The sequence below is a fragment of the Sinorhizobium fredii genome (assembly GCF_002944405.1).
In the GTDB taxonomy this organism is placed as follows: Bacteria; Pseudomonadota; Alphaproteobacteria; order Rhizobiales; family Rhizobiaceae; genus Sinorhizobium; species Sinorhizobium fredii_C.
Genome location: NZ_CP024307.1, coordinates 613,670 through 634,583 on the forward strand (window position 1 = coordinate 613,670; position 20,914 = coordinate 634,583).

General features: G+C 61.6%; 12 protein-coding genes and 4 pseudogenes. 8 read left to right on the plus strand and 8 right to left on the minus strand.

Translation table 11 applies throughout. The annotated features are described in order from the left end of the window. Window positions 1-464: 464 nt before the first annotated feature. The 4 genes and pseudogenes from NXT3_RS02955 to NXT3_RS02970 all read left to right on the plus strand — a co-directional run bounded on the left by NXT3_RS02955 (window position 465) and on the right by NXT3_RS02970 (window position 9,159). On the plus strand, window positions 465-6,002 hold the full coding sequence (locus tag NXT3_RS02955) for a trifunctional serine/threonine-protein kinase/ATP-binding protein/sensor histidine kinase (RefSeq protein ID WP_104839923.1): 5,538 nt from the start codon (window positions 465-467) through the stop codon (window positions 6,000-6,002). Between the two features lie 176 nt (window positions 6,003-6,178). Beyond that, on the plus strand, window positions 6,179-7,408 hold the full coding sequence (locus NXT3_RS02960; protein WP_097527935.1) for an ABC transporter substrate-binding protein: 1,230 nt from the start codon (window positions 6,179-6,181) through the stop codon (window positions 7,406-7,408). Window positions 7,409-7,441: 33 nt separating this feature from the next. Further along, window positions 7,442-8,335 (plus strand): annotated as a pseudogene (locus NXT3_RS02965) (carbohydrate ABC transporter permease). Continuing rightward, window positions 8,332-9,159, plus strand: a complete 828-nt coding sequence (locus NXT3_RS02970; RefSeq protein WP_104838775.1) for a carbohydrate ABC transporter permease — start codon at window positions 8,332-8,334, stop codon at window positions 9,157-9,159. The pseudogene NXT3_RS02965 and the gene NXT3_RS02970 overlap by 4 nt, the downstream one beginning before the upstream one ends. 357 nt (window positions 9,160-9,516) lie before the next feature. Here the strand turns inward: NXT3_RS02970 and NXT3_RS02975 are convergent, their stop codons facing one another. Together NXT3_RS02975 and NXT3_RS33055 are read right to left on the minus strand one after the other, a co-directional pair. Beyond that, on the minus strand, window positions 9,517-10,827 hold the full coding sequence (locus NXT3_RS02975) for a PQQ-dependent sugar dehydrogenase (protein WP_104838776.1): 1,311 nt from the start codon (window positions 10,825-10,827) through the stop codon (window positions 9,517-9,519). Between the two features lie 337 nt (window positions 10,828-11,164). After that, a pseudogene (locus NXT3_RS33055) lies at window positions 11,165-11,242 on the minus strand (mobile mystery protein A); the annotation flags it as partial. A 193-nt stretch (window positions 11,243-11,435) separates the two neighbouring features. Here NXT3_RS33055 and NXT3_RS02985 point away from each other — a divergent pair. Next, a pseudogene (locus NXT3_RS02985) lies at window positions 11,436-11,729 on the plus strand (acetyl-CoA C-acetyltransferase); the annotation flags it as partial. Between the two features lie 296 nt (window positions 11,730-12,025). Here the strand turns inward: NXT3_RS02985 and NXT3_RS02990 are convergent. After that, window positions 12,026-12,512 (minus strand): annotated as a pseudogene (locus NXT3_RS02990) (GNAT family N-acetyltransferase). Window positions 12,513-12,740: 228 nt separating this feature from the next. Between NXT3_RS02990 and NXT3_RS32260 the strand changes: the two are divergent. Next, window positions 12,741-13,508 carry a DUF4334 domain-containing protein gene (locus NXT3_RS32260; RefSeq protein WP_234828078.1) on the plus strand — a complete coding sequence of 256 codons (768 nt, stop codon included), beginning with the start codon at window positions 12,741-12,743 and terminating at the stop codon, window positions 13,506-13,508. 374 nt (window positions 13,509-13,882) lie between these two features. On the opposite strand, the gene NXT3_RS03005 is transcribed toward NXT3_RS32260, so the two are convergent. Continuing rightward, window positions 13,883-14,092, minus strand: coding sequence for a cold-shock protein (locus tag NXT3_RS03005; protein WP_037378482.1), 210 nt, complete (start codon window positions 14,090-14,092; stop codon window positions 13,883-13,885). Between the two features lie 797 nt (window positions 14,093-14,889). Continuing rightward, complete coding sequence (locus NXT3_RS03015; protein WP_104838777.1) at window positions 14,890-16,272, minus strand: S8 family serine peptidase; 1,383 nt, start codon at window positions 16,270-16,272, stop codon at window positions 14,890-14,892. A gap of 135 nt (window positions 16,273-16,407) precedes the next feature. On the opposite strand from NXT3_RS03015, the gene NXT3_RS03020 reads away from it, so the two are divergent. Together NXT3_RS03020 and NXT3_RS03025 are read left to right on the plus strand one after the other, a co-directional pair. Further along, a complete protein-coding gene (locus tag NXT3_RS03020) occupies window positions 16,408-16,950 on the plus strand; it encodes an RNA polymerase sigma factor (protein WP_037424086.1) in 543 nt (180 codons plus the stop codon). After that, on the plus strand, window positions 16,947-17,738 hold the full coding sequence (locus NXT3_RS03025) for an anti-sigma factor family protein (protein WP_104838778.1): 792 nt from the start codon (window positions 16,947-16,949) through the stop codon (window positions 17,736-17,738). Before NXT3_RS03020 ends, NXT3_RS03025 begins: the two co-directional genes overlap by 4 nt. A gap of 35 nt (window positions 17,739-17,773) precedes the next feature. On the opposite strand, the gene NXT3_RS31560 is transcribed toward NXT3_RS03025, so the two are convergent. The 3 genes from NXT3_RS31560 to NXT3_RS03040 form a co-directional block, all read right to left on the minus strand. Further along, window positions 17,774-18,139 (minus strand): hypothetical protein, encoded by a 366-nt coding sequence (locus NXT3_RS31560; RefSeq protein ID WP_158665312.1) that lies wholly within the window; start codon window positions 18,137-18,139, stop codon window positions 17,774-17,776. Between the two features lie 123 nt (window positions 18,140-18,262). Beyond that, the gene (locus NXT3_RS03035; protein WP_097527930.1) at window positions 18,263-18,976 is read right to left on the minus strand and encodes a DUF6065 family protein; all 714 of its coding nucleotides are present in this window, start codon (window positions 18,974-18,976) and stop codon (window positions 18,263-18,265) included. 69 nt (window positions 18,977-19,045) lie between these two features. Continuing rightward, window positions 19,046-20,839, minus strand: a complete 1,794-nt coding sequence (locus NXT3_RS03040) for a cation:proton antiporter domain-containing protein (protein ID WP_104838780.1) — start codon at window positions 20,837-20,839, stop codon at window positions 19,046-19,048. Between the last annotated feature and the right edge of the window lie 75 nt (window positions 20,840-20,914).

Consider the following 20,914-nt stretch of genomic DNA (forward strand, 5'->3'; position numbering starts at 1 on the left):
GCCTCAGCCGCTCGCCCGTATGTGGCCAAGCCCCCTGCTTAAAGCGATATCTCAGTGTCTCGCGGACACGCCGCATCTCCAATCTCTCCGCTGGCATCCCGTTCCTTCGCTCATGACAGCCGAAGGACGAAACTTCACACCAGCAGGGGACCCACTTCAGAGCCCTCCAATTGGGAGCGCATCATCTCGGAATCAGGGGGCGACTATTATTCGGAATGAGAGGCCCGAATGATTTCGGAATCAGGGGGCGGATTGCCTCGGAATTTGCACGGAAGGAGATGTCGTAGGAAGACATCGTCAGGCCACGTCATGTGTGGTAATGATCTTTCTTATACTTGCTCTGGCCACCTGGCGGACGAATTTTGTGCGCCAAAGTTGCTGACAGTCTGTCGGGAAACGCCAACGTGTCGACCGAGTCCGGCGGTTGAACCCATCCTCTCGGTTCGGCGCTGATGGAGAGCACCTTGAAGGTCCTGTGGGAGGATGGCGAACGCGTGCTGTGCCGCGGACGGCGTCGGGGTGCCGGCGGCCAGTGGGACGCTGTGCTGACCGTATTTCCCGCCAGCGAGCACCCGACGCCCTCAAGTCTCGATCGCCTCGCCCACGAATATGAACTGAAGGAAGAACTGGAAGGTACATGGGCCGTGCGGCCCCTGGAGTTCGTGCGCGAAGGCGGCCGGACCATGCTGGTCCTCGAGGATCCCGGCGGCGAGCCGCTCGCGCGGCTGCTCGACGGCCCGATGAAGGTCGGAGATTTCTTACGAATCGCCATCGCCATCGCCTCGACCCTATGCAAGGTCCACCAGCGCGGTCTCGTCCACAAGGACGTCAACCCGGCCAACATTCTAGTGAGTGGCGGGAGTGAAGAGGTGCGGCTGATCGGCTTTGGCATTGCCTCGCGCCTCTCTTGCGAACGGCAGACACCCGACCCGCCCGAGACCATCACCGGGACGCTCGCCTACATGGCACCGGAACAGACCGGCCGCATGAACCAATCGGTCGACTCTCGTAGCGATCTCTACGCGCTCGGGATCACCTTTTACCAAATGCTCACGGGTGTACTGCCGTTTGCGGCGGCCGATCCGATGGAGTGGGTGCACTGCCACCTCGCCAGGAAGCCTTTGCCACCCACAGAGCGACTGAAGGGCGTGCCCGGCGTCATCTCAGCGATCATCATGAAGCTGCTCGCGAAGACGGCCGAGCAGCGCTACCAGACTGCCGCCGGTCTGGGCCGCGACTTGCGGCGCTGCCTCACTGCGTGGGAGGTTCTGGGCCGCATCGATGCCTTCCCGCTCGGCGAAGACGACACGCCGGACCGGTTCCTGATCCCGGAGAAGCTGTATGGACGCGAGCGCGAAATCAAAGCCCTGCTCGCGGCCTTCGACCGCATCGTCCAGGGTGGCGGCCCGGAGCTGGTGCTGGTGTCCGGCTACTCCGGTATCGGCAAGTCCACCGTCGTCGGCGAGCTGCGGAAGGTGCTAGTGCCGTCGCGCGGGCTGTTCGCCTCGGGCAAGTTCGACCAATACAACCGCGACATCCCATATGCCAGCTTGGCGCAGGCCTTGCAGGGGCTGATCCGCCCGCTGCTTGGCAAGAGTGAGGCCGAGCTGGCGCCCTGGCGCGAAGCCTTTGGCGAGGCGCTTGGCCGAAACGGCCAGCTCATGGTGACACTCATCCCTGAGCTCGAACTCCTCACTGGCCCGCAGCCGCCGCTACCGGAGCTGCCGCCGCAGGACGCGCAGCGCCGCTTCCAGATGGTGTTCCGCCGCCTGCTCGGCGTGTTCGCGCAGCCGGAGCATCCGCTGGCGCTGTTCCTCGATGACCTGCAGTGGCTTGATGCTGCGACGCTCGACCTGGTTGAGCACTTGGTGACCCAGCCGGAGCTGCGCCACTTGCTGCTTATCGGCGCTTACCGGGACAACGAGGTCACGCCAGCGCACCCGCTGATGCGGCGGCTGGCGACGATCCGCAGCTTGGGCGTGCCGGCGCAGGAGATTGTGCTGGCGCCGCTGCGGCTTGAGGATCTCGACCGGCTCATTGCCGATGCGCTGCACTGCGCGCCAGCCTGTGCCGCGCCTCTGGCCCGGCTGGTGTTCGAAAAAACCATCGGCAATCCCTTCTTTGTCATCCAGTTCCTCACAGCACTCGCCGAGGAAGGACTAGTCGCTTTCGACCATGGACAGGCATGCTGGTCCTGGGATCTCGAGCGCATTCACGCCAGGGGTTACACAGACAATGTAGTGGACCTTTTGCTGAGCAAGTTGCGCCGCCTCCCCGAAACGACCCAGGATGCCCTGCAGCAGTTGGCCTGTCTGGGCAACGTTGGCGAGATCGCCACCCTCAAACTGGTCCAGCGGGAGAGCGAGGCTGCGCTGGACGCAGCACTATCGGAGGCGGAGCGAGCCGGGTTGGTATGCCGGAGGGATGGGGCCTATTACTTCCTGCACGACCGCGTCGAGGAGGCAGCTTATACGCTTATCCCTGAAGGCGAGCGGGCCGCTGCACACCTCACCATCGGCCAGCGGCTGGTCGCGCACACGCCGCCGGAGGAGGTCGAGGAGAGTGTCTTCGACATCGTCGGCCAACTCAACCGGGGCATCGCGCTGATCGCCTCGGGCGAGGAGCGGGAGTGGGTTGCCGAACTGAACTTGATCGCTGGCCGGCGCGCCAAAGCCTCGACTGCCTACGCTTCGGCGCTGACCTATCTCACTGCCGGCCGGTCCCTATTGCCGGAGGACTGCTGGGAGCGCCGGTACGAGCTCGCTTTCGCGCTGGAGCTGCACATGGCCGAGTGCGAGTTCCTCACCGGCGCGCTGGGGGAAGCGGAGGCGCGCCTCGCCGAACTGGCAAGCCGCGCCGTCAGCATGCCCGACTTGGCCACCGTAACCCGGCTGCGGGTGGACCTCTTCATGACTCTCGGCCGAAGCGACCGCGCCATCATTGTCGGCCTCGACTACCTGCGCCGCGTCGGCGTCGCTTGGTCGGCGCATCCGACGAAGCACGACGTCCGGCAGGAATACGCGCGGATGTGGCGGCAGCTCGGCGACCGTCCGATCGACGCACTGCTCGACCTGCCCCGGATGACCGATCCGGTCGCGTGCGCGACAATGGACGTGCTTACCTCGCTCGTGTCCCCGGCCTTGTTCACCGACGAGAACCTGCGGTGCCTCGTCATCGGCCGCATGGGAAATCTCAGCCTTGAGCACGGTAACAGCGACGCTTCGTGTTACGCCTACACCGCGGTGGGCAACGTACTGGGACTGTTTTTCGGCGACTACAAGGCGGGGTTCCGCTTAGGCGAGCTGGGGCTTGATATGGTGGAGCAAAATGGCGCGGACCGCCTCAAGGCCCGCGTTTACCTGGCCTTCGGGAACCTTGCGAAGCCTCCGATGCGGCACTTCCCAAGGGGCCGTCCAATCGCACGGCACGCCTTCGACACGGCGCTCCAGGCCGGTGACCTGACCTACGCGGCCTTTAGCTGCAACAACGTGCTCACCCAACTTCTCGCCAGCGGCAATCCGCTCGCCGAAGTGCAGCGCGAGGCCGAAGCCGGGCTCGACTTTGCGCGGCAAGCGAAGTTCGGTCTCGTCGTCGATCTCATCACCGCGCAGGTCGGGCTTGTCCGGGCTCTCCGCGGCCAAACCGCTATCTTCGGCTCCTTCAACAATACCGGGTTCGATGAGACCCGGTTCGAACAACATCTGGAGGAGGATCCGCGCCTGTCGATCGCAGCCTGCTTGTACTGGATCCGCAAGCTGCAGGCCCGTGTCTTCGCCCACGACCACGCCGCAGCGGTCGCGGCGGCGGCGAAAGCAGAACGCCTTCTTTGGATCTCGCCAGCCATCTTCGAGCGGGCGGAATACCATCTCTACGCTGCGCTGGCACGGGCCGCGTTCTGCGACGCGGCCCCCGCTGCGGAGCGAGCCCGCCACCTCAAGGCCTTGGCAGCCCACCACCGCCGGCTCCAGGAGTGGGCCGAGAACTGCCCGGACAATTTCGCGAGCCGCGCCGCGCTGCTCGGCGCGGAGATCGCCCGCCTCAAAGGGCAGTGGCTCGAGGCTGAGCGTCTCTACGAGCAGGCCATCCGATCTGCCCGCGACAACGGCTTGATCCACAATGAGGCGCTCGCCCCCGAACTGGCAGCGCGCTTCTACGCGGCGCGCGGCTTCGAAACCAATACCCATGCCCATCTGCGAAACGCGCGGCACTGCTACCTGCGTTGGGGAGCTGATGGCAAGGTGCAGCAGCTCGATGCATTGTATCCCTACCTGCGAGAGGATGAGCCAGCACCCGGGCCGAAGAGGACGATCGGAGTGCCGATCGAACAACTTGACCTCGCCACGGTGATTAAAGTGTCGCAAGCCATCTCGGGCGAGATAGTCGTTGAAAAGCTGATGGACACGGTCTTGCGCACCGCCATTGAGCAGGCGGGGGCCGAGCGCGGCCTATTGATTGTATCGCGTGGCGGTGAGTCACGGATCACGGCGGAAGCCACGACCGGCGGCGACACGGTCGTGGTACAGCTGCGCGACGAGTTCGTGACCGCGATGATGCTGCCGGAATCGGTCCTTCATTATGTCTTGCGCACAAACGAGAGCGTGGTTCTTGGCGACGCAACAGCTCAAAACCCATTTTCCGCCGACCCCTACATTTGTCAGCACCATGCTCGTTCCATTCTCTGCCTGCCGTTGCTTAATCAGGGTGAGCTGACCGGAGTGCTTTATCTTGAGAATAACCTCGCCCCTCGGGTCTTCGCGCCAGCGCGAATCGCAGTGCTTAAGCTGCTCGCCTCTCAGGCAGCGATCTCATTGCAGAATACCCGGTTGTACCGCGATCTCGCAGAACGCGAAGCCAAGATCCGCCGCCTCGTCAAGGCCAATATCATCGGGATCGTCATCTGGGATATGGAAGCTCGCATTCTGGAGGCAAACGATGCGTTTCTCCGCATGGTCGGATACGACCAAGAGGATCTTGCCTCTGGTCAGCTATGCTTGACGGACCTGACCCCGGGCGAATGGCGCGACCGCGACGCACGGACCGCTGAAGAGCTGAAGGCGACCGGGGCAGTTCACCCGTTCGAGAAGGAGTACTTTCGCAAAGATGGCAGCCGTTTGCCCGTGCTGGTCGGCAGTGCGCTGTTCGAAGACAGCAGGAAAGAAGGTGTCTCTTTTGTCCTCGATTTGACCGAGCGCCGGTGGGCGGCAGAGGCGTTACGCGAAAGCGAGGGGGCCTTGCGAGAGGCACAAGGGCAACTGTCCCACGCAAACCGGGTCGCCACCATGGGGCAGCTCACAGCCTCCATCGCCCATGAAGTCAACCAGCCGATCGCAGCGTCGGTCACCAACGCCCAGGCGGCTTTGCGCTGGCTGGGTACCAATCCGCCAAATTTGGAGGAAGTGCGTGAGGCGCTCGACCGGATCGTCGATAACGCCAAACGAGCGGGCGACGTCATTGGCCGGATCCGGGGTTTGGTTAAAAAGGAACCGCCTCGCAAGGAGCAGTTCGACCTCAATGAAGCCATTCGCCACGTGATTGCCTTGACCCGCAGCGAAGTGCTCCGGCAAGGCGTCTCGCTGCAGACCGAGTTTGCGACGAGCCTTCCGTCCGTGGAAGGAGATCGCGTCCAGCTGCAACAGGTGATCCTCAATCTGATCATGAACGCCATCGAGGCGATGAGCGGCATTAGTGAGGGGGAGCGCGAGTTGCTGATCAGCACCGAGACAGAGGCCTCAGGAGGCGTGGATGTCAGGGTACAGGACTCGGGCCCGGGACTGGACCCGCAGAGTATAGACCGCCTCTTCGAGGCCTTCTACACAACCAAACCCAGCGGCATGGGCATGGGCCTGGCGATCTGCCGTTCGATCGTCGAGGCTCACGGCGGCCGGCTGTGGGTCTCCGCGAATGAACCTCGCGGGGCGGTGTTTCAGTTCACTCTGCCTCCCGAACGGGACGACACCGCTCGCGCAGAGCGTACCGACCAAATGGCAGTGTTGGGAAACTGATGGGACGAACGGCTGGCTGAAACTCGCGCAGCCAGTGCAAGTCTTGCGAAAGAGTGAAGGCCGTCGGCCCCTCTCCACCGCGAGACGACCGAGGCGTGGCCGGGTTGAATTCCCCTCCATGACCCGGTCATCGGGGCCAAAGGGGGCTGGATCAAGATAGCCAAGAGGAGGAGACCATGGATATCCGCAAAGTCGCCGTGCTCGGTGCTCTCGCGCTTGCTACCGTCTCGTGTTTCTATGTTCCGGCCAAGGCCGAGGACGTGACGATCTCCGTCTGGTCGCACGATAACGATCGGCCGGCGTCGAACCTAATCTCCGACTACAACAAGCTTAATACGGGCATCAAGATCGAGTACCGGGAGGTCCCGTTTGACGATCTGGTGAGCGAGGCCTTACGCGCCTATGCCACGGGCCAAGCTCCGGATATTATCGCGGTCGATAATCCTGAACATGTCCTGTTCGCGTCGCGCGGCGCCTTTTTGGATCTGACCGACATGATCGCGAAATCGACGGTAATCAAGCCGGAAAACTACTTCCCAGGCCCGCTCGCCTCCACGATGTGGGAAGGCAGGCATTACGGCGTTCCAAAGGCGACGAACACGATCGCGCTATATTACAATAAGGACATGTTCAAGGCGAAGGGCCTTGATCCTGACAAGCCGCCGCAAACCTGGGCTGAATTGGTGGACGCGGCACGAAAGCTGACCGACCTGGCAGCCAACGTGTACGGCATAACTTTTTCGGCCAAGGCGAGCGAGGAGGGCACCTTCCAATTCCTGCCGTGGGCACAGATGGCCGGTGCCAGTTACGAAATCATCAACACCGATGGCGCGGTCAGGGCGCTCGATACCTGGAAAACGATCCTCGACGAGAGGCTTGCTTCTCCGGATACGCTGACGCGCAGCCAGTGGGATTCGACCGGGACGTTCAATTCCGGAAACGCGGCCATGGCGATTTCCGGTCCCTGGGAGCTCGACCGAATGGTTGCCGAAGCGAAGTTCGATTGGGGCGTGACGTTGCTGCCGGTACCGGAAGACGGTGCCGAACGCTCCTCCTCCATGGGGGACTTCAATTGGGCGATCTTCGCCAGCACGAAGCACCCTGAAGAGGCCTTCGGGGTGCTTGAGTATTTGATCTCCCAGGATGACCGCATGTTCAGAGACTTCGGCCTGCTCCCGGCCCGCACCGATATCGCAATTCGCGAGACCGGCCAGCCGCGCAAGGATGCCGCGCTCAAGGTTTTTCTCGAACAGCTCAAGTACGCCAAGCCTCGGGGCCCGCACCCTGAATGGCCGAAGATCTCCAAGGCAATCCAAGATGCGATCCAGGCGGCGCTAACCGGACAGATGTCTTCCAGGGAAGCGCTCGACCAAGCGGCCAAAAAGATAAAGGCCGTGCTCGGCTGAAAGGAGGGGTGCCTATCGGATGTGGAGGCGCTCATGAAGAAAATCCTGTCCAGCATCATCGATGGTAAGGGCTTCGACATTGCGCTCGTTGCACTGCCGCTCACTTTCTTGCTCACTCTTTCCGGCATACCGCTCGTCTACAACGTTCTGATGAGTTTCCAACAGTGGATCTGTTCAGCCTTGGAACCTTCGGACGACCCTTTGTCGGCTTCACACGGAGCTCTTCGCGCAGCTGGAAACCAGCCCAATTCTCCTTAACACGGCACTCTTCGTCAGCGCCTCGATTGCCGGCCAATTCGTCATAGGCTTCGGGCTGGCACTTTTCTTTTGGATGAATTTTCCGGGCGCGTCCTGGCTTCGCGGTCTCTTTCTCGTCTCCTGGGTGATGCCCGGCCTAGTGGTTGGTGCGATCTGGAGCTGGATTCTCTCGAGCGATTTTGGAGTCCTCAACTTCTTCTTGAGGGAAATCGGTGTGACCGACGGCAATATCTTCTGGCGCTCCGATCCGCACTGTTCGCTCTGGGCGGTGATTATCGCCAATATCTGGCTTGGTACCTCGTTCAACATGATCCTGCTTTCGGTCGGGCTTTCGGGCATACCGAAGGATCTCTATGAGGCGGCGGAGCTCGATGGAGCCAACGCGCTGCAACGCTTCTGGACGATTACCTTGCCGATGATGCGCACGACGATCGGCGCTGTCATCGCGCTCGGCCTGATCTTCACGCTGCAGCAGTTCGATTTTTTCGCAGCGATCACCTCCGGTGGACCGAACAATTCGTCCAAAGTCACGCAATACTGGGTTGGGAATTGTCGTTCCGACAGTACGATTTCGCCAAGGGAGCGACGCTCTCCGTGATCATGATCGTCTTCGTGATGTTCGCCTCAATCGTCTACGTCCGCTCCACACGTCACGAGGTGCGGGGGTGACCGATACCTTCCGCGAAAAGTTGATGCTGGCCGTGGCGCTGGTGCTCGCCGCCATCTATCTATTCCCGCTCTACTTGATGTACATCACGGCGCTAAAGTCCGGCTCGGCTATGTTTGCCAACCCTCCGGATTTTTGGCCGACCGACCCACAGTGGCAGATCTACGGCCAAGTCTGGCACAGCCGCAACATGAGGCGTTACATCTGGAACTCGCTGGTCATTGCTTTCGGTGCCGTAGCCGTCATCTCAGTTCTCGGTGTCGGCTGCGCCTATGTGCTGGCCCGCTACCGCAATGTCTGGGTGGATGTCGGGCTCTTCCTCATCCTCATGCTGCAGGTCCTGCCGTCATCACTGATGATCACACCAATCTTTGTTGGCTTTTCACAGATTGGGCTGCTCGACTACCCACGCCTGGCGGTCATCCTCGCGATCGTCGCCAAGAGTATGCCCTTCTTCATAGTGCTGGTGCGCGCAACATTCATGAGCGTTCCGCAGGAGTTGGAGGGAGCGGCCCTCGTCGATGGCAGTTCCCGCGTCGGCGCCTTTTTTCGAATCGTCCTGCCGCTCGCTCGCAACGGCATCCTCGTCGGCGCCATCCTGATCTTCATGCAGGCTTTCGGCGAGTTCGTCTATTCGAAGTCGATGATCCAGAGAATTGAGCTGCAACCGGCCAGCGTCGGGCTCAATAGCTTCATGGGGCCGAACACCAACGAATGGAACAGCATTATGGCCTATGCGGCCATCTATGTGACTCCCATGCTCGCTGCCTCCGTTCTCTTGCAGCGCGGCATCGTCTCCGGCCTCACCGCGGGAGCCCTGAAATGATCCACCCCACCTCAGTCCACCGTGGCGAGCTTGACTTGCACTCCGGCAGATCCAAGCCGGACCGACATAGGCGCTGGTGCGTAGGGTGTTGAACACAAACCCAAGGATGCGATTGCGTCTATGCGTGGGCAGAACTGGTTGCCAGTTAACCCTCCCAAGCGCCACACCAGCGCAGAGCTCAACCCCTCAAGGAGGTCTCCGGCCCTATGCCCGCGACACGGACATACGTCGATTAGAGTTAGTCGAGAAGTGTCCAAATCGGCCAACCAGCGAAAAACGTGACGGGAAAACGCCTCTCCGCCGTCGGTGATCCGGATGCCATGGGCATTCCCATGCAGCGCGGCACCGATGCGCGTTTCACATGCGCTCCGCCTCGCCCGTGACGCGCCAGATCACATCGCCGACATCGTCCGCCACCAACAAGAAGCCGTCGGGGCCGATGGTAACTCCAACCGGCCGCCCATAGGACGACCGCTCGTCAGGCGAAAGGAAACCGGTCAGAATGTCGCGCGGCGGCCCGGCTGGACGTCCATTCACGAACGGCACGAAGACAACCTTGTAGCCGCTCAACGTGCTGCGGTTCCAGGAACCATGCTGCCCGATGACCATGCCGTCCGGGAAGCCGGGCAGAGCGCCTGCGGGAAGCCAGCAAAGGCCGAGCGATGCAGTGTGTCCGCCCAAGGCATAGTCCGGTGTTATGGCGGTTGCGACCACCGCTGGGTCCTGCGGCACCCGGTCGTCCACGATCTGCCCCCAGTAGCAATAGGGCCATCCATAGAAGCCGCCGTCGCGCACTGATGTCAGATAGTCTGGCGGTGTCTCGTCGCCCAGGCCATCGCGCTCATTAACCACCGTCCACAGTGCACCTGTCGTAGGCTCCCACGCCATGCCCACCGGGTTGCGCAGACCGGAGGCAAAGATGCGGTGCTCACCACTCTCGAGGTCAAGCGCGTGGATAGCGGCTCGTCCTTCCTCTGCGGCCATACCGCGCTCGCCAATGTTGCTGAGCGAACCGACGCCGATGAAAAGCTTTCGTCCATCGCGACTCGCAAGCAGGCTTCGCGTCCAATGCCCCCCGGCCTTGAAGGACGTAACCTTTTGACCTGTCACGCTGATACGTGTGTCGCCCGTTTCATACGGGAACGCAACCACCCCGTCTGTGTTGCCGACATACAACGTATCGCCCAGCAACGCCATGCCGAACGGCTGATTGAGTCCGTCGAGAAATTCGGTGCGGATTTCGGCCACGCCGTCGCCATCCGCATCCCGCAACAGCGTGATGCGGTTCGGACTTGCGCCCACTGCGGCGGCGCGCTTCATCGTGCTGAACATGGCGTAGTCGAAGGCGGATTTAATGCCCCCCGGCTCGCTCAGTGCCTCAGCGACCAGTACGTCGCCATTCGGCAACACGTAAATCCAACGGGGATGTTTGAGCCCGGCCGCGAATGCGTTCACGTTGAGCCCGGCCGCCGCAGTCGGCATTTGCTCCGCGGGCCATCCCTTGGCTGTCGGCATCTTCAGGGTCGGAATGCCCTGCGGCTTGGCTCTCGGGATTGTCGGGGCGCTGCCATAGGCCGGTTCCAGAGAATCGCCGTCCTGGCGCCGCAAAAGGATGGCCACAGCGCCGATCAGTGCGACCAATCGACCGAGAATATCTGACAGGCCCATGTGCCCTCCTAACCTTGATGCGCAACCTACCCGAAGCTCCTGCGGGTTGGTATCCTCAAACCGCATTGTTTGTGGGCCACTGACGCAAAAGCCGGCCTCGACCCAGTGCATAAATTGCAAGCCATCATCGAGTTCGACATGACCGGCAAAATTCTGGCGGGCAACGCCAAACTTCTGCCGCGACCTTGGACACTATGCATGGGGGATTCTTGGCAAACATCGCCGAATGTTTTCTCGATCCGGCGGAAGGCTCGTCCTCCGATTTTCGGGAGTTCTGGTGAGATCTGGATAGAAGTCTCCGATGTGAGAACGATGCGGTTGGAATGGAGTCTAGATGCGTGTTGAGCTGGATCGTCCCTGACGCTTCTGACTTCTCAATCCATTCGATGGTGTGCGGCCGAACGCCGATGCGCGCGGTGTTGGAGTTCGAGAAGGGCGGGCGCGAACTCATGTCCGCGTCGACAGCCCGCTCATCATCAACGACGAACGTCTGACGATCAGAGCCGCGATGGCTGGCTCGGCCTAGTGATGGAGGACTTGGTCCAAGGCGCCGTCGCGAATGGCTATGTCGATGGTGGGCGGGTCAGCGGCTTCATCGCCATCCCAGCCCCGTCCCCGCATCCCGCAACGCGCTGGAGAAGGCCGACTGGGCGGTCGACGACGTGGAACTGGTGGAGGCGAACGGAGGCGTTCGCGCCCAGGCCTGCGCCGTCAACAAGGACCTCGGTTGGGATCCCCTATCGTCAACGTCAATGGCGGCGCGATCGCGATCGGCCATCCGATCGGCGCTTCTGGCGCCCGCGTCCTCAACACGTTGCTCTTCGTGATGAAGCGGCGGGGCGTTTTCCGGGCCTCGCGTCGGCGGCGGCATGGGCGTCGCCATGTGCGTCGAGCGCCTTTAGCAGTTCCGCGTTGCTCCCACAGAGGCGAGCGCACAGCGGAGCAGCGATGCACATTGCTCGCTGCTGCGCAAGCGAGCATATCATCGGCATTGCAGTTCGACGGGCCAGACGCTTTGTTCGTCGGCAGCGTTTCGGCGGCTCGCCTATCAACTCTCGCCAATGTCCGCCGTCGGACATCCAATCGAGCCATAAGATCAAGCTTGACGCGACGGTCGCTTTAGACTCAATCGCGGCTTCCGTCACGTTCCCCGCCTGCGGCCCCTGTGGGCCGGGAGCGAAAGCTGGCTTTGATCGAGCTAGACGCCCCGCGAAAAGGTGAGGACGGTGAGCCCATGCGGGCCGACATCTTCTTCCAGGCGACGCCAGCCGAATGCCTCATAGAATGAGCGCTTTTCCGGCAAGGCGCATAGATAGGCAACATCATGGCCCAGGTCGAACGTCGCTTCGGCTGCGCGGCGGACAAGGGCCTTGCCAATACCCCGACGCCGGTGGTCGGCATCGACCCATACGGCCGCCACCCATGGAGCGTATTGCGGACGCTCCTCCAGGTCGCAGAAGATGATCAGGGTCGATCCGAGATATGTCGCCCCTTCGTGGGCAACAAGCCCGAAAGGCAGTGCTCCTTCGTTCAGCAGTTCCTGCATGTGGTCGGCTACATGTTCGAGCGGATGGCCGGCGCCTTGCCACCAAGCCCGCCGGATACAATCTGCAATCGTAGGGCAGAAGCCCGGCTGATCACGCCAAGTCCGAGATTGCGTACGGCTGCGACTGTGATTGGGGCATGCGTCCTCGTGAGCTTCGGTTGCTGGAATGGGCCGAGCGCGGATAAAATTTTGAGTTGCAGCTTACTTCATGGCTGATGTACTTCAACGGGTAGTGATCGTAATGGCCCTCCACAGTGCGTTGCTCCTCGGCTGCCGAGATCGAAACGCGGCCAGCGCCCGACCCTTCGGAACCAATCCCATCGGCGATGGTTCGACACCTCTCTGTGCAGCGGAAGGAGGCATGGAAATGGCCCAGCAAGTACCGCTCGATCCACATGGTCGCGCCGAGAACCCGCCGAGCAACACGGCAAATGACGACGGCACTCTGCAGCTGTGCTCCGACGTCGCTTACCGGCGCCTTGGCATTGTCAATGTCGTGTTCTTCGGAAGCCCGGGTGCCGGCGACCGCAAGTGGGTTCTGATCGACGCCGGAGTGATGGGGACGACCGGCCTCATTACCCGGGCCGCCGAGGAACGTTTCGGTGCAAAATCACGGCCGGCCGCAATTGTGATGACGCATGGACACTTCGACCACGTCGGCGCTCTCGAAGAGATTTCCGACCTGGAGGGGGCGTGGCATTCCGACTGGCATCCGCTCGACGGTGTGCTGGAAAACCTCGGATGGTTCGGTAAGCGTTTCAGGCCGGATATGCGCGAATGCACTGTTGTTTCGCATGGGACGGCGGCGGCTCATCGCCATCGATCCGGCGAGAATACCAGTTCGCTTGGCGCTTCGTTTCCAAAACATCGGCAGCACGGGCGCCGCGAGACACCTGTTTCGTGCCTCATGCGCGGACTTCGGGCGAAGGGCCCTGTGGCTTCGCTGACGACCATGCCGTTATACGGCGTGGTGAGTGCCGCCATGATCTATGACGACCAGCCCATCGTCGACTACTTTCGCCGGATCGATGAGCAAAGGATCATGGGGGCGATGACGGTCAGCGGTGACGACCGGATCTACTTCTTCGAACTCGAGCGGGTGGATGAGCCTTTACAGCGCCACGCATCCAATTAGACGCGTCACGGTAGCACTTTGAATTACTGCCAGCTGAATAGCTGCCCGCGGCAGTAATCACCTATCGCCGAGCATCCGTTTTCGAGGACGGCTTTTTCGTGCGCGGTCGCCCGGCTGCGGCAGGACGTTCGCCAAGCTCGGCCTCGGCTGCATCCCTCTCCAACCTGAGTTGTCTCAGTCGGGCCGTTTTCTTCTCTCTCGCCAGCGCTTCCTGTTCCATGATTGCCCGACAGGCGAGAGTTGCCTGATCGACAGCGTGGTTCGAGGCGACTTTCTTGCTCGGCTTGAACGGATCACTTCGGCCAACATCTTTCATTGCCTTCTCCTTCGTGAGGTCGGGAACGCTGAAGCCCAGGTCATCACGACGGGCGACATCAAAGTGCGCGGAGGTTGTCCGCAGAACTCTTGCCCGACCTGCGGTCCTGAGTGATTTCGAAACTTACCTTTTGGCCGTCTTTGAGAGTGGAGAGGCCGGCACGCTCTACCGCCGAGATATGCACGAAGACATCCTGACCGCCGTCATCAGGCTGGATGAAGCCAAAGCCCTTGGTGCTGTTGAACCACTTTACCGTTCCAGAAGCCATGTAGCGTCCTTTTCAAGTCAGAGAGGATTGCCCTAGGCGATCCGAGAAAGCTAATCTTTCATGAAGTCGCGATCGAGCGCAACGGCATAAGATGTAGTGTCACTCGTCAACTGCTTAGTACCAGCGTCCCCGGCCGTACCAGCCGCCACCCAATAGGATAAGAACAAGGATGATGATTAAGAGCGTCGTGATATCCATCTCGGTCTCCTGAAGTACCTGGTCGATTTCACCGCGCTTGACGATGGGTACTTCGATTGACGGAAACGTCCAAGCAAGAAGGTTTGTTCCACGCTCGGGAGCGGAGGCTTGGCCGAACGGCTGGAACCATGAGCTCTTGGGCCGGTCCAATATGTCGAGCCCGTTCCATTTTCATTTATCGCCGTTTCCGGCGGCAACGGGGTCAAACACGCGCTGGCGCGGCTCCAGGTCTTCTCAATGTGACCGGAAGTGCCCGGCCAGCTGTCTGCGGTCGCAAGGCTTCATTGAATTTACACTCTTGAGCAGGGAAGGGCCCTGCCCCGGGGCAGGGCCTTTCATTTGAAGCACTCAAAATATCCAGTATTAACTAGCGAGGCAAGAAAATATTCTTGCGCAAAAAAGTATACTTCGTAAATTTTCCTAAAAATTCCCGAAATATCCGCCCTCGCAGACAGGAGATTACACAATAACAGGTGTATATCAATAAAAAATTAGGGGTTTATATTAAGTCATATTAATGGAGGCGAGAGCGCACGCTACCCGAGGAGGGTTGATGGTAGTCCCCGGTCGCGCAATCTGCTGTAGAGCGAGCAAGTGATCTAAGAAGCTTTTTCGCAGAGCGACCGCGCGTTCAGGAGGCCCCAGCCGAAGACTGGATCCTTGCCCGGATCGCCGAGGTCTTCGACGTTGCCGGCGAGCCTCTCGCGGATCAGCGCAGGGCCGAGTTTCGGCTCCGACGCCTTCATCAACGCCACCGCGGCGGTGACGAACGGTGCGGCGAAGGAGGTGCCGGTTTTCGGACGAGCTCCGGTGATCGACGCCGCCGTCCAGACGGCCACACCGGGAGCAGCAAAGTCGATGTGGTCGCCGCGTCCGGCGCGCCTGTAGGGTCGCTTGCTCTTGTCCGTCGCTGTCACGGCGATGACCTCTTCGTAAGCGGCGGGGTAAACCGGCTCCGCTCTCGGGCCGCCATTGCCGGCCGCGGCCACCAGGATGATGCCGCGTTCGCCCGCCTTCTTCACCACCTGTTCGAGCAGCCGATTGGGCGGCCCGGCGAGGCTGAGATTGATGAGCTGCACTTCGCGCGCGGCAAGGAGGTCGAGAGCACGCACCAGATCGAACGCGCCGGAGCGGTCGTCTTGCCTCGTGGCCCGGTGAAAAGCATCCACGGCGATCAGGTCACCGCCCGGAATGAGACCGGGCGTGCGGCTCGTCGTGGACCCGACGAGCAGAGCCGCGATCGCGGTACCGTGCTGCTTCCCCGACTGAGGCAAGCTTTCATCGGCAAGGCGGATGATTTCGATATCGCTTCCTTCGAAGGCGTCGTGCTCGGGGTTGATGGCAGTATCCACGAGGCCGATCGTAACTGTGCCGCTGCAAGCGCTCGGTCGATCGTAAGCCGAGGGCCAGCCGATGACGCTGCGCGCCAGGCAGTCCCCCCGCGCGCAATGCTCTGCGCCCCGTTCCGGGCGGAAGTAATGGTTGAAGTCGATGCTGGCCTCTGGCGCAAGGGTCTGCGCCCGCGCTCTCGCAGCGTCCAGGGTCATCCTCGCGGGGATGCGAAACTTGACGATTTCGCTATCGAGCATCGTCACCGTGCCGCGGTCGACGACCTCGAAGCCCGCTTCGGCCAGTTGCGTGAGTTGAGCCGCGCTGAAACCGAAACCGACGATCTCATCCGGTGCTCGTGCCGGAACGGCGGGTGCGGGAGCAGGCGCGCGCCGGGCGATGTGTCGGCGCGGGAAGAGGCCGCGGAACGGGAGCAGGCTCCTGCCGCCGTTCCACCCTGCACCGGACCGGTAGGATCCGGAGCGCCCAGATCTGCTGCCTCCCTCATCGTCGTCATCGTCATCGTCGGCCAGGGCCGCTTTGGCTCCGAGGATTTCCAACGTCGTTTCGCTGCCGGAAACCATGGCGTCGCCCGCGACGAGGGCGATTGCCGTAAGGGACATGACCAGAATGTTTCTCAGCGGGGTCGCCATCTCAGAACCTCGATCTTGCTTGAAGCACGAGAGTGCATTTCTTGGACAGACGGGCGGGTGCCTGTAGATTGAATGGGAACGGCTGAGTCGTCGATCTATTCCCATTTCTCGTCCAAATTGTGGAGTTTCGGGGTCATGAGCGTTGCGGTGAAGGATGTCGGTGAACGCCTCATAGCGTTTCTGCCCAATCTGCGCCGCTTCGCCGTATCGCTCTGCCGCTCGCGTGATGTCGCCGACGACCTCGTTCAGGCGGCTTGTGAACGGGCGCTGGCAAGCGCCGACCGCTTCGAGCCGGGCACACGCTTCGACGCATGGATGTTTCGCATCCTCCGCAATTTGTGGATCGACCAGGTGCGCAGGCAGAAAACCGCGGGCATTCAGGACGATATCTCCGAACGCCAGGACATTGCCGGCTCGTCCGGGGAGGGCGAAGCCGAGGCGCGCCTGACGCTCAAGACCGTGGCGGAAGCGATCGGAGAGTTGCCGGAGGAGCAGCGGGAGGTGCTCATCCTCGTCTGCGTCGAGGAGCTTTCCTATCGCGAGACGGCCGGTGTCCTCGACATCCCAATAGGAACGGTAATGAGCCGGCTGGCGAGGGCCCGCAAGAGTCTCGCCGAGACTGCGGGAATAACGACAAAGAGCGCCCGTTCTCACGTGATGAAGGACGTAGAGGAATGACCAGGACGGATTTCTCCGATGAGACACTGATGCGCTTCGCCGACGGCGAGCTTGATGCCGAGACCTCCGCTGAGGTCGAGCGGGCAATGGAAACCGACGACGAACTTGTCGCGCGGGTGGGCCTATTCATCGAAACGCGTCAGGCGGCGAAGACCGCCATGAAACCGCTACTCGAAGAACCCTTGCCGGCCGAACTCAAGTCCGCCGTCGAGAGGATGGTCGCGGAAAAGGCTTTGGCGCAGAATGCATCGGGCCCCAGGGTGCTGTCTTTCCCGCATCGGGCCGCAAACGATCGGCCGATAAGCAGCTGGGCCGCACCCATCGCCGCCTCTGTTGTGGCCCTCATCGCCGGGTTCGGTGGATATTGGCTGGGCCGCGGTGGCGAAGCGGCGCCATCCAATGTGCTGCCACTCGCGGCCCTGAGCAAACCGGCGCTCGACGAGGCGCTCGTAACGGTCGCCTCCGGTGCCGAAACGCAATTGCCCGGTTCCGACCAGCGCTTTCGTGCCATTGCGACATTCCGCGACAATTCACAGGCGCTCTGCCGCGAATTCGAAGTGGATTCGGCCGACCGCTCGACGGTGGTTTCCGTTGCCTGTCTTGCCGGCACCGAATGGCGCGTGACTTTCGCCGTCGCCGCACAAGGCGGCAGCGATGGCTATGCGCCGGCATCATCCCTCGAAACCCTCGACTCCTATCTGACGGCGGTTGGCGCCGGGCAGCCACTCGAGGCAGCGGAAGAAGCCAAGGTACTTGGCGATCTCCGTCAAAAAAGCGAAGCGAACTAAAAATCGCGCCGTGGAATAGAGGCAAGCATCGCCCGTTACTCCACCGGACCGAAGAAACCGGTCCGGTCTAAATGAGGAGTAATTGGCATGATCAAGAATTGGGCAAATACCGCGCTCGCCGCCGGATTGGCGGCATTCGTGGGCTCTGCCGCCGAGGCGAGCCAGCAGCCGCGGATCCTTCCTGATGGCGCGAACCCGCAGAGGCAGAGCAGCCACGCGACCGGCCGCACGGACGGCGAGATCATCGTTGCCGGCAACAGTTCATCCAACTCGAGTTCCAATTCATCGAGCAATTCCAGTTCCAACTCGTCTTCGAACAGTTCGTCGAATTCGAGCTCGAACTCCTCTTCGAACAGCTCCTCGAACTCGAGCTCGAACTCGTCCTCGAACAGTTCGTCCAACTCGAGCTCGAACAGCTCCGGTCGGGACTATCGTCCCGGCAAGCTGTGGCGGGTGCGCTGAATACGCACGGCAAAGGAAGCGGGGCCGGATGGATGCCGGCCCCGCTCATTATGTGTAACGCTTCAACGAGCAGCGCGGGCCGCCTTTCGATACCATCCCTGCCCGGCGATTGTGTTCCGATAGATCGTCTCGCGCTCGACGGCCTCCCGTCGGGTTTCGGCGCGAATTTCCGCCGTCACGGCTGCGTCCACTCGGCGAAACGGTATCACCTGAACGAGCGGCGTTCCCTTCTCGATGACATAGAGGCCGTCCGGCGCCGTGGCAAAGAAGGGGAAATGGATGTTGGCGGCGTAGCTATCGGTGTCGACGATGCCCGCGACGCATTCGAATGGCTGCCCCGGACGGTTGAGCGGCGGCAGGAAAAGGCAGCTCCAGCCAGGCGGCGTTCGTATTGACCAGTAGTTGTGAAACTTGCAAGGGGGAGAGGGCTCACGTGGGTTTCCCGCCACCTGATGGGCCCCGTGATTGCTGACCATGACGCGGTCGAACTCCCATCCTGCTTCGACACTGCGGCCGCCGTCCTTGATCTCCAGCCTGACGGTGGCGGCGATCGGCAGAATCCACCCGGCGGCCATCGCATCAAGAAAAGGCATGCAGCGCTTGGCGGTTAGGCCATTGTTGTTGGTCGACAAGTGGTCTTTATCAATCGCCGGCAGCTTTCGGAACCAATCCGGCAGGGCCGACTTGGCCGGCACAGGCGGCGCGATGACGCCTTGGTCTTCCGGCCGGCAGAGAAAGCGCATGACCCGCGGTTCCTTTTGCAAAATATTCAACATTCCGATTTCTCCAGTTCGAGTGGCTCGGGAGAAACGGTGCGACGCGACTTCTATTCCCTCGGGTAAATTCTACGCATCAGTCGACTTTCCGACCGCGGAGGCCCGAATGGCATGGCGTTCCCTGCCGGTGCCGTCGATCGGCTGCAGCATCCTGCGAAATTCATCCCGTTTCTCGTGGATCGATGCAATCACGAGGCCCATCGGAATGCCGATGTCGACGAGCACGGCTTGCGAGAGCTGCAGGCTTGCCTCGATGTTCTCCGGCACGGCATCCGTGACTTTCAGCTCGTACAATTCCGTCGCGTGCACCGCATCGCGCGCGCGGGCGACAATGGTCAGATCCGGCCGTTCGGATCGCGCAGCACGGACGATCGACTCGACCGCGTCGGGATCGTCAATCGTTACGACGAGTGCGCGGGCGCTTTGAATTCCGCAACGCCGAAGCAGCTCGATGCGGGTGGCATCGCCATAAAAGATCGTATCTCCGCGCGCTCGCTGTCTGGCGACCAGCACGGGATCGGCATCGATCGCCAGGAATTTCAATTCATGCCGTGAGAGCATCTCGGCGACCAATTGCCCGACGCGGCCGTAACCGACGACGATCACGCGCTCGGGGTCGTCGTCATGTTGTGGCGTCAGCCCTGCGAACTGAGCTTCATCCATCCTGGCATAGGCAGCACCTCGGCCCACGATGCGGATCAGCATCGGAATTGCTATCATCGTCAAGATCGCCGCGACCGTTGCCGTGGCGCTGGCTTCAGCAGGGACGGCATTGCCGGCAACGGCGGCACCGATAAGGATCAGCGCGAACTCGCCGCCGGGACCAAGGATGATTGCCAACTCGCCGGCGCCCCGGTTTGACAGGCCCATCAGGCGCGCGATCGGGAACAGGATGGCCGCCTTGATGGCGAAGAAGCCGATCGCGACACCAAGTGTAGGGATCGGGTTCGCAATGATTTCCGATAGGTCGAGACGGGCTCCGACAGAGACGAAGAAAAGGCCGAGCAGAAGCCCCTGGAAGGGCTGGATCGTCACCTCGATCTGCCGACGATACTCGGTTTCGGCCAACAGCAGCCCGGCGATGAAGGCGCCCAGGGCCATGGACTGGCCGCTAAGCGCCGTGACAAGGCCGGAGCCGATCACGACCAGGAGGCATGCAGCGACGAACAGTTCGCCGCTTTTTGTCGCCGCAACCAGCTTGAACAGGGGGCGAAGAACCAGACGACCCAGCCCGGCCATCGCGATCAGCGCCAGTGCGGCAGGCGCCAGCGCGTACAGCAAGCCGGCGCCGAGCCCACTTCCCCCGCGTGCACCCAGCATCATCACCATGAACAGGAGCGGCGCCACGGCGAGGTCCTGAAAGAGCAGCACGGCGAAGCCGGCGCGTCCAACCGCGGTGTTCAGCAGTTTGCGCTCGACAAGCGACGGCAGAATGATCGCTGTCGAAGACATCGCCAGCGCGCTGCCGAGCACGACCGCTGAAGCTGGCGTTTGACCCAGAAGGCCCGCAACGCCTGCCAGGATCGCTGTCGTGGCGAAAAGCTGCAATCCCCCCAGCCAGAAGACCAGCCTGCGCATCAGCAGCAAGCGGTTCCACGACAGCTCGAGCGCGATCATGAAGAGAAGAAACGCAACACCGAATTCGGCCAGATGGGTGATCTGCCCGACTTCCGTTATGGATATTGCCGAGAGCCACGGTACGTCTCTGGCAAGTGCTCCGAGACCGAAAGGGCCAAGCACGATGCCGGCGGCCAAAAATCCGAAGACCGGGCTCAACTTCAACCGCCCGAACAAAGGCACGATGACGCCGGCCGTCGCTAGAAACAGCAGAAGCTCCTTGTAGTTTTCAGTTTCCGGCGTCATCGACAGCTCTTAAGTTCCGCGCCAGGCCGCGCTTACTCCTTGCAAGGATAGTACTCTCATTTCAGGGGATAGTGT